The organism is Micromonospora sp. M61 (genome assembly GCF_018070245.1).
In the GTDB taxonomy this organism is placed as follows: Bacteria; Actinomycetota; Actinomycetes; order Mycobacteriales; family Micromonosporaceae; genus Micromonospora; species Micromonospora zamorensis.
The window spans coordinates 24,630-30,874 of the sequence record NZ_JAGPYA010000073.1; the positions used below are offsets into that span (position 1 = coordinate 24,630).

Here is a 6,245-nt window from a genome sequence, read left to right on the forward strand (position 1 = left end):
ATGGGGCGGTTCGCGCAGTGGCGCGGGATGGTGCTGGCGCAGGGGCACCGGCTGGGTGACGCGCTGCGCCGGCCCGACGAGCCGGACGACCCGACCGGGCCGACTCCGAGCCTGAATCGGCTCGACGCGCTGGTGGAGGGCTTCGCCGCAGGTCAGCCGGTGCGGTGGAGCCTGGCCGGGCAACCCCGGCCGCTGCCCGGGCCGGTCGACGTCGTGGCGTACCGGATCATCGAGGAGTCGCTCACCAACGCGTGCCGGCACGCCCCGGGCGCGCCGGTCGCGGTCCGCCTGCGCTACGACGCCACGGGCATCACCATCGAGGTACGCGACGAGGGCACCGGTGCCGCGCCGTCAGGCCGGCGCGGCCAGGGCGCCGGGCGGGGTCTGCTCGGCGTACGCAGGCGCGCGGAGCGGCTCGGCGGCACGTTCTCCGCAGGCCCACGCGCCGGTGGCGGTTTCGCCGTGCGGGCCGCGCTGCCCGCACCCGAGGAAATGATCGGATGATCGGCCGACCGCAGGGCTTCCCCGATGGGGTGCTGCGGAAATAAGGTGGGGGCGGCGACCGTGCTGGTGGCCGGTGACCCGGTGGGAGGCGCAACCCGCTGGGCCCAGGTGTGTTCCGCACCCACCGGTGACCGCCCGGTGCCGCGTACGTCCGGTCACCCTCGCCCCGGTCCGCACCTGGAATCCCCCATGACAACAGGGGAGAAGAACAATGGCGCGACCCATCACGCTCTTCACCGGCCAGTGGGCCGACCTTCCGTTCGAGGAGGTCTGCCGGCTCGCCTCCGAGTGGGGCTACGACGGTCTGGAGATCGCCTGCTGGGGCGACCACTTCGAGGTCGACAAGGCGCTCGCCGACGACTCCTACGTTGAGCGCAAGCGGGAGACTCTCGCGAAGCACAACCTTGAGGTCTTCACGATCTCCAACCACCTGGTCGGTCAGGCGGTCTGTGACCACCCGATCGACGAGCGGCACCAGGACATCCTGCCCGGTCGGATCTGGGGTGACGGAGAGCCCGAGGGGGTCCGCCAGCGGGCCGCCGAGGAGATCAAGGACACCGCGCGGGCGGCGGCGAAGCTCGGGGTGAAGACCGTCGTCGGCTTCACCGGCTCGTCGATCTGGCACACCCTGGCGATGTTCCCGCCGGTGCCGCCGTCGATGATCGAGCGCGGCTACCAGGACTTCGCCGACCGGTGGAACCCGATCCTCGACGTGTTCGACGAGGTGGGGGTGCGGTTCGCCCATGAGGTGCACCCCAGCGAGATCGCGTACGACTACTGGACGACGAAGCGGACGCTGGAGGCCATCGGCAACCGGCCCGCGTTCGGGCTGAACTGGGACCCGTCGCACTTCGTGTGGCAGGAGCTGGACCCGGTGAACTTCATCTTCGACTTCGCCGACCGGATCTACCACGTGGACTGCAAGGACGCCAAGGTCCGCACCGGGGACGGCCGGCGTGGCCGGCTCGCCTCGCACCTGCCCTGGGCCGACCTGCGCCGCGGGTGGGACTTCGTCTCCACCGGGCACGGCGACGTGCCGTGGGAAGACTGCTTCCGCGCGCTGAACGCGATCGGCTACACCGGCCCGATCTCGATCGAGTGGGAGGACGCCGGCATGGACCGGCTCGTCGGTGCCCCGGAGGCGTTGCAGTTCGTCCGCCGGCTGGCCTTCGACGCCCCGAGCGCTGCCTTCGACGCGGCGTTCAGCAGCAAGGACTGACCGCACCTCGGACAGACCACGGGCCGGTCGCCCTGCGGCGACCGGCCCGTCGACGTGCGGTTGGTCAGAGCGTGCTGGCGTTCGTGCCCGAGCCGGACGGCTTGGTGCGGGGGTTGTTGGTGGACGACGGCGACCCGGAGGTCGTGCCGACCGTGCTGGTGCCCGCCTTGGCGCCCACGGTTGCGGGCGTGCCGGCGAACGCGTCGTCGGCGGCGGTCAGCTCCTGCTTGCCGGTGCTGCCGTTACCGTTGCCGCTGCCCAGCTTCTCGCCCAGTTTGGTCTGGCCGAGCTTGTCCTTGCCCTCGCTGTAGAACTTGTTGGCCTGGGCCTGCGCGACCCCGGCCGCCTCCTGGACGGTCGGGTGGTCGAGCACCTTGCGGCCCCGAACAACGAGCTCCTCGTACTTTTCCCGGCCGGCACGGGCGCCCAGGACGAATCCCGCAGCCAGCCCGCCAAGAAACATGATCTTTCCGCGCATGGCGGCTCCTTCCGTACCTGACGCGCCTGTCGCTCCGTCGAGTTGCCCCGTCGGAAGGCGACCAATTCGCGCCTGCGTCCTCTGTCCGCAGCTAACTACCCATCCTGCTCTCCGCTCAAGCATGCTTGTGCCCGGATGGCGATTTACCCCGATTGTCGATGCCTCCCGGAGCCTGACCTGCGCGTCTTGATCATCGGGTGGTGGGGCGGAACCCACTGGACCACCACCGGGGAATGTCCTGTACTCTTGTCCCGTCGCACGGCGTCGGCGAGATCCGATTCCGAGCGGTGCACGATCCCCTGTAGCTCAATTGGCAGAGCAGCCGGCTGTTAACCGGCAGGTTATTGGTTCGAGTCCAATCGGGGGAGCTTCTCCACCCAACGCCCGTCGGCAGCACGCCGACGGGCGTTTTCGTGTGCTCGGCCCCGGTTTCACCCTCCCTCGGCCTGCCTGAGCGGCAGGATGGTCGATGTCGACGCTCAGGCTCCCGCTGCGTCGATTCATGCGTCGATCCTTGGGGTGAGTGCGGATGTCCGGACGAGGCGGCAGGGCCACGCTGATCGCGGTGGCGGTCGTGCTGGCCTGGCTGGTGATCGGCGGCGTGGCCGGCCCGTACGCCGGGCGCCTCAGCGAGGTCTCCACCAACGACAACGCCGCATTCCTGCCCACCGACGCCGAGGCGACCCGCGCCCAGGATCTCGCCGGTGAGTTCGTCGACCGGCAGACCATCCCGGCTCTGGTCGTCTACGAGCGGCCCTCCGGGATCACCGACGCCGACCGGCAGCGGGTGAGCGCCGACGCGGCCCGGTTCGCCCAGGTGCCCGGCGTGGTCGCCCCGCTGCCCCCGCCCATCCCCAGCGAGGACGGCCAGGCACTCCAGATCGTCGTGCCGGTGGACGACGCCGAGGGCGAGGAAATCGGCACTGTCGTCGAACAGCTGCGCGACATCACCGGCGGGGACCGTGACGGCCTCACCGTGGACGTCTCCGGACCGGCCGGCCTGCTCGCCGACCTGATTGAGGTGTTCTCCGCCATCGACGGGCCACTGCTGCTGGTCACCCTGGTCGTGGTGCTGATCATCCTGCTGGTCGTCTACCGCAGCCCGGTGCTCTGGATCTTTCCGCTGCTGGCCGCCGGGATGTCGTACGCCCTCGCCTCGGTGTTCGTCTACCTGCTCGCCGACGCCGACGTGGTGAAGCTCAACGGGCAGGCCCAGGGCATCCTCACCGTGCTGGTCTTCGGCGCGGGCACCGACTACGCGCTGCTGCTGATCGCCCGCTACCGGGAGGAGCTGCACCGCCACGACCGCCCCTGGGCCGCCATGCGCACCGCGTGGAAGGGCGCCGCACCGGCCATCATCGCGTCCGGCGGCACTGTCATCGTCAGCCTGCTCTGCCTGCTGCTGTCCAGCCTCAACTCCAACCGGGCGCTCGGCCCGGTCGCCGCCATCGGCATCGGCGCCACCCTGCTGGTGATGCTCACCTTCCTGCCCGCGCTGCTGGTGCTCGGCGGCCGCTGGGCGTTCTGGCCCCGACGGCCCCGCGAGGATCAGGCCGACCCACGCGCCGAGCACGGCATCTGGAGCCGCATCGCCGGCTTCGTGGCCCGGCACGCCCGACCGATCTGGCTGAGCACCGCGGTCGTACTGGCCGTCCTCACGCTCGGGCTCACCCAGCTCGGCGCCACCACCCTCGGCCAGTCCGACCTGTTCACCCAGCGCACCGACTCGGTCGCCGGCGAGGAGGTGATCGCGCGGCACTACCCGGCCGGCACGGGCAGCCCGGCCACCATCTTCACCACCGAACAGACCGCCCGGCAGGTCACCCAGGTGGCGCAGGGCGTGCCCGGCGTGGCCGACGTCCGCCCGCTATCCACCGGCCCGCAGACCGGCCCACCCGATCCGAGCGCCACCCCGAAGGTCGTCGACGGGCGGGTCCAGCTGGAGGCGACCCTGGCCGATCCACCCGACAGTGACGGCGCCGAGCGGACCCTCCGCGAGCTGCGGGTGGCCGTACACCAGGTGCCCGGCGCGGACGCCGTGGTCGGCGGCTTCACCGCGATCAACGTGGACACCTCGGACGCCGCGAAGCGCGACCAGAACGTCATCATCCCGGTGGTGCTGGTGGTCATCGCGGTCATCCTGGCCCTGCTGCTCCGCGCGCTGCTCGCCCCGGTGCTGCTGATCGCCACCGTGCTGCTCAGCTTCGGGGCGACACTCGGCCTCTGCGCGATCCTGTTCCGCCACGTCTTCGACTTTCCCGGCGTGGACTCGTCGTTCCCGCTGTTCGCGTTCGTGTTCCTGGTCGCGCTCGGCATCGACTACAACATCTTCCTGATGAGCCGGGTCCGGGAGGAGTCGGTCAAGCGCGGCACCCGCGCCGGTGTGCTCGCCGGCCTGGCCGTCACCGGTGGGGTGATCACCTCCGCCGGCATCGTGCTCGCCGCGACCTTCTCCGCCCTCGCCGTGTTGCCCCTCGTGGTGCTCGTCGAGTTGGGTACGGCGGTCGCGATCGGGGTACTGATCGACACGATCATCGTCCGGTCGCTGCTGGTGCCCGCACTCGCGTACGACATCGGGCCGAAGATCTGGTGGCCGGGCCGGCTGTCCCGGGCGAACGGTGAGCGGGAGGCGCGCGATGCTGGCTGAGACCGACGTGGTCATCGTCGGCGGCGGCCTGGCCGGCCTCGCCGCCGCCCGTCGGCTGCACCGCGCCGGCGTGCCCTGGCGGCTGCTGGAGGCCAGCGGGCGACTCGGCGGCCGGGTCGCCACCGACGTGGTCGACGGACACCTCGTCGACCGGGGCTTCCAGGTGCTCAACACCGCCTACCCCCGGCTCGGCACGCTGCTCGACACCGACCGGCTCGACCTCGGATACTTCACCTCCGGCGTGCTGGTGCGCAAGGGCGACGACCTGCTGCGGCTGGTCAACCCGTTGCGGGAGCCGACCGGCGCCCCCGGCACCGCGCTCGCCGGCATCGGCTCCCTGCGCGACCGGCTGCGCTTCGCCGCGCTCGCCACCGGCTGCGCCACACTGCCCACGTCCCGGCTGCTCGCCGCACCGGAGACCAGCGCCGAGACCGCGCTCCGCCGGGCGGGCCTCTCCGACGCGATCATCGAGGAGCTGCTGCGGCCGTTCCTGTCCGGTGTGTTCATCGACCGGGAACTGGCCACGTCCAGCCACGTCCTCGCGATGGTGCTGCGGTCGTTCGCCCGCGGCCGCATCGGCCTGCCCGCCGAGGGAATGGCCGCGCTGCCCCGGGCCATCGCCGACCCGCTCCCCGCCGACCTGCTCGACCTGGACATGCCGGTCGCCGAGGTCGCCCCCGGTCAGGTCCGCACCCAGGCCGGCGACATCCGCTGCCGGGCCGTCGTGGTCGCCGTCGACCCACCCGCCGCGTCCGCGCTGCTGCCGACCCTGGCCACGGTACGGATGCACAGCTACACCACCTACTACCACAGCGCGCCCGAGCCGCCGCTGACCGAACCGATCCTGCTCGTCGACGGCGACCGGCGCGAGATCGTGGCGAACACAGTGGTGCTCAGCAACGCCGCCCCGACCTACGCGCCCACCGGACGGCACCTCGTCGCCACGTCGGTGGTCGGCCCGAGCGCCCCACCCGAGTCGACCATACGGGCCGAGTTGACCCGGCTGTACGGCCGTTCCACCGCCGACTGGACACACCTCACCACAGTGGCCGTCCCGAACGCGCTGCCCGCCGCGCCACCACCGCAGGGGCGGCTACGCAAGCCCGTGTCGTTGGGCGAGGGGCTGTTCGTGGCCGGTGACCACCGCGACAGCCCGTCCATCCAGGGCGCTCTCGCCAGCGGCTGGCGCGCCGCCGGAGAGGTGCTGGAGGAGCTGCGCGCCGGCTGACGGGCGTACCCGAGCACGCTGTTATATTCCTGTAGCCCATCGTGCTGGTGCAGGCGTGGGCGCCGGCCGGCTCGGTGCTGGCTGCTGATCGCCGAGCGGGATAAGATCCGGCGCGGTGTTCGGGGCGGTAGCTCAGCCGGTTAGAGCAGGGGACTCATAATCCCTCGGT

General features: G+C 71.5%; 5 protein-coding genes and 1 tRNA gene. 5 read left to right on the forward strand and 1 reads right to left on the reverse strand.

Features of this window, described 5'->3' with window-relative positions:
* Both KBX34_RS29175 and KBX34_RS29180 read left to right on the forward strand, forming a co-directional pair.
* Positions 1-504, forward strand: a complete 504-nt coding sequence (locus KBX34_RS29175) for a sensor histidine kinase (RefSeq protein WP_210928171.1) — start codon at positions 1-3, stop codon at positions 502-504.
* A gap of 211 nt (positions 505-715) precedes the next feature.
* Positions 716-1,723, forward strand: coding sequence for a sugar phosphate isomerase/epimerase (locus KBX34_RS29180; protein WP_088949630.1), 1,008 nt, complete (start codon positions 716-718; stop codon positions 1,721-1,723).
* 64 nt (positions 1,724-1,787) lie between these two features.
* Here the strand turns inward: KBX34_RS29180 and KBX34_RS29185 are convergent, their stop codons facing one another.
* The gene (locus KBX34_RS29185) at positions 1,788-2,201 is read right to left on the reverse strand and encodes a hypothetical protein (protein WP_088949629.1); all 414 of its coding nucleotides are present in this window, start codon (positions 2,199-2,201) and stop codon (positions 1,788-1,790) included.
* Positions 2,202-2,496: 295 nt separating this feature from the next.
* Here KBX34_RS29185 and KBX34_RS29190 point away from each other — a divergent pair.
* From KBX34_RS29190 to KBX34_RS29200, 3 genes are all read left to right on the forward strand, one after another.
* Positions 2,497-2,569 (forward strand) — tRNA-Asn (locus KBX34_RS29190).
* A gap of 161 nt (positions 2,570-2,730) precedes the next feature.
* Entirely contained in the window at positions 2,731-4,848 is a 2,118-nt protein-coding gene (locus KBX34_RS29195) for an MMPL family transporter (RefSeq protein ID WP_210928173.1), read from the forward strand.
* Positions 4,838-6,076: an NAD(P)/FAD-dependent oxidoreductase gene (locus KBX34_RS29200; RefSeq protein WP_210928181.1), complete on the forward strand. Its 1,239-nt coding sequence runs from the start codon at positions 4,838-4,840 to the stop codon at positions 6,074-6,076. Before KBX34_RS29195 ends, KBX34_RS29200 begins: the two co-directional genes overlap by 11 nt.
* Positions 6,077-6,245: the final 169 nt, after the last annotated feature.